The organism is Mycobacterium sp. TH-M15 (assembly GCF_057473705.1).
This window is the reverse complement of sequence record NZ_JBYCLB010000235.1, coordinates 1-2938: the sequence shown is the minus strand read 5'-3', so window position 1 is coordinate 2938 and position 2938 is coordinate 1. Positions and strand designations below refer to the sequence as shown.

Annotated in this window: 4 protein-coding genes; all 4 read right to left on the bottom strand. The window is 69.3% G+C overall.

All coding sequences use genetic code 11. The features are described from left to right. Positions 1-164: 164 nt before the first annotated feature. Entirely contained in the window at positions 165-488 is a 324-nt protein-coding gene (locus AC2VNT_RS05570; RefSeq protein ID WP_486945906.1) for a hypothetical protein, read from the bottom strand. 36 nt (positions 489-524) lie between these two features. After that, entirely contained in the window at positions 525-857 is a 333-nt protein-coding gene (locus AC2VNT_RS05565) for a hypothetical protein (RefSeq protein WP_486945905.1), read from the bottom strand. A 34-nt stretch (positions 858-891) separates the two neighbouring features. After that, entirely contained in the window at positions 892-1071 is a 180-nt protein-coding gene (locus AC2VNT_RS05560; protein ID WP_486945904.1) for a hypothetical protein, read from the bottom strand. Between the two features lie 256 nt (positions 1072-1327). Continuing rightward, on the bottom strand, positions 1328-2938 hold a 1611-nt coding region (locus tag AC2VNT_RS05555; RefSeq protein ID WP_486945903.1), incomplete at its 5' end, for a glycoside hydrolase family 15 protein.

Here is a 2938-nt window from a genome sequence, read left to right as displayed (position 1 = left end):
GGCATCGCGGAGCAGTCGCCGACCCGCGCCGGTGCGCGCCGTCGACGTCGTGCTGGCCGACACCAGGACCAGCCCGCCCGACACCACTGCCGCACCCACCGCGGCGATCGTCAGTCGCTTCATCGTGTCTCCTCAACCGTGATCTTCGGTAGCGGCCGGCGACGTCAGTCGCCCAGGTAGACCACCGCGTTGTTGCCGCCCTGGCAGACCGAGCCGGCGACGGTGCACGTCATGGTGTATGCCTCGTGGGTGACCGGGCTGTAGACGGTGAACGGCCGCGAACCGTTCCCCCGGGAGTGGTACGCCTCGGCGGTGCTCATGGCGAAGTCGCACGAGGTGTTGGCGTTACCCGAGTAAACCGCCACACCCCGGCTGGATGTGCCGCAGTAGGTCTCCGTGGCGGCCGCATCCGGGGCCGTGGTCACCGCGATTCCGGCGGCGAATCCCAATGTCGCGGTGGCGATTCCGATGGCTTGTCTGGTGGTCATGGTGTTCCGTCCTGCCGGCAGCCGGCGTTGGGGTTGCTAGTTCGGTGAGTTCAGGTAGACCCGCGCGCCGTTGCCGGCGGTGCACTCCAGGGTCAACTGGTACAGCCGCTCGCAGTTGACCTGGTAGGTCTGCCCGCTCGCCGGGCTGTAGGCGGCGAAGCTGGCCGCCGTCACGACGTGGGCCGGCGCGTTGCGGGCGACGTTGAGGGCGAACCCGCACGAGGTGGTCGAGTCTTCGGCCGAGACGTCGTAGCCGTTGGCGCTGCCGCACGGGTTCACCGGCGCCGACGCCGATCCGGCTCCGGCGCCGATGGCAAACGCGGCGACCGCGCCGCCGACGACGGGGGCGGTTATAGCGAAACTCTTCACGGTCTCTCCTCGGTGTTGTCGGGGTGTCACGGGTTCAGCACGCGCTGCCGACGAGCTGTGCCGCGGCCGGCGCGTCGAGCTCCCGGTCCACCGCGCTCACCAGGGCGTCCAGGTCGACGTCGAACGCGTCTGCGTAGCTGTCCAGCGTCAGGGTCATGCTCACTTTGGCGTGCCGCAGCATCCGCTGGACGGCTTTGACGTTCCGCTTCATCATCGTCCCCAATCACAATCGTCCGTAGCAGTTGATTGACCGCTACGACTGTAGTCTGTCGCCTTCCGTAGCGCAACAGTTTATTGTCGAAGCGTTCGGCGGCTCGTCCGTTCGGGCTTGATCCCCAGGTAGACGTGGTATCGATCGGGGCCCTGCCGCCGCCAAAGGGCGCTATCTGAATGGGCGTTGACCAACGCAGATTCGTAGCGATGCCGCGCAACGTGCTACGGCCGTGTCGCGCTCACCCATAGCGCTGGCCTCACCGAGCCTGACCGTCGTGGTGGCGGCGGGTCTGGGTCGACTCGCCGCTCAGCGCGCGGGCCGTGTTGACCAGGCCGACCATCGAGAACGCCTGCGGGGTGTTGCCGACCTGGCGACCGCCGACGGTGTCGTACTCCTCGCTGAGCAGGCCGACGTCGTTGCGCAGCGCCAGCAGCCGTTCGAAGAGCGCCCGGGCCTCGTCGCGCCGGCCGATCCCGCAGAGCGCGTCGGCCAGCCAGAAGGTGCAGACCAGGAACGCTCCTTCGGTGCCGGGCAGCCCGTCCACCGAGCCGCCGGCACCGTCGTCGGTGGCGTAGCGCTTCAGGAAGCCGTCGCTGGACAGCTCGGCCTGAACCGCTTCGACGGTGCCGATCACCCGGGGATCCGTCCAGGGCAGAAAACCCACCCGGGGGATCAGCAGCAGCGCCGAATCGAGCCCGGCCGACCCGTAGGACTGGGTGAAGGTGCGCCGGTCGGCGTCGTACCCGTGTTCGCAGACGTCGGCGTGGATGTGTTCGGCCAGCGCCCGCCACTGGTGCAGCGGGCCTTCCCGGCCGTGCACCTCGACGGCGTGCACGGCGCGGTCCACCCCGGCCCAGGCCATCACCTTCGAATGCACGAAATGCCGTTGCGGGCCGCGCACCTCCCACAGACTGGCGTCGGGCTTGTCCCAGTGCCCCTCCAGAAAGTCGAGCAGGGCCCGCTGGATGTCCCAGGCGGTGTCCTCGCACTGCAGCCCGGAGTCCAGCGCCAGGTTCAGCCCGGCGAGCACCTCACCCCACACGTCCAGCTGGAACTGGCCGGCCGCCTCGTTGCCGATCCGCACCGGCGCCGAACCGGCATAGCCGGACAACCAACCCAGCGTCTGCTCCGGCAGCCTGCGGGTGCCGTCCAGGCCGTACATGATTTGCAGCTGCGCCGGATCCCCGGCCACCGCCCGGACCAGCCACTCCCGCCAGGCTTTGGCCTCGTCGAGGTAGCCGGTGCCCAGCAGCGCCTGCAGGGTGAAGGTGGCGTCGCGCAGCCAGCAGTAGCGGTAGTCCCAATTCCGCACGCCACCGATCTCCTCCGGCAACGACGTGGTGGCCGCCGCGACGATGCCGCCGGTGGGGGTGTAGGTGAGCGCCTTGAGCGTGATCAGCGCCCGGCGCACCGCGGCGGACCACTGCCCGCGGTAGCTGCACCGGCTGATCCAGTCCCGCCAGAACGCCTCGGTCTTCGCCAGCGCCTTGTCCGCCTTGGTGCGCACCGCGTCGGGCAGCAGGTGCGACGGGGAATGGGTGAGCACGAACGGCACCTGTTCCCCGGCAGCCACCTCGAACTCGGCCACCGTGGACAGATGCTCGCCCTCCAGGTTCGCCGGGGTGGTCAGGCAGAGCGTGTCCGGGCCGGCGATCGCGATCAGGCCGTAGTCACTGCGCCGAATCCAGGGCACCACGTTGCCGTAGTCGAACCGGATCACCAGGTCCATCCGCATCGACACCCGCCCGGACAACCCCGCCACGATCCGGATCAGGTCGGCGCCGTGGCCGCGTGGCGGCATGAAGTCGGTGACCCGCACCGAACCGCCGTCGACGTCCCACTCGGTCTCCATGATCAGCGTGTCGTC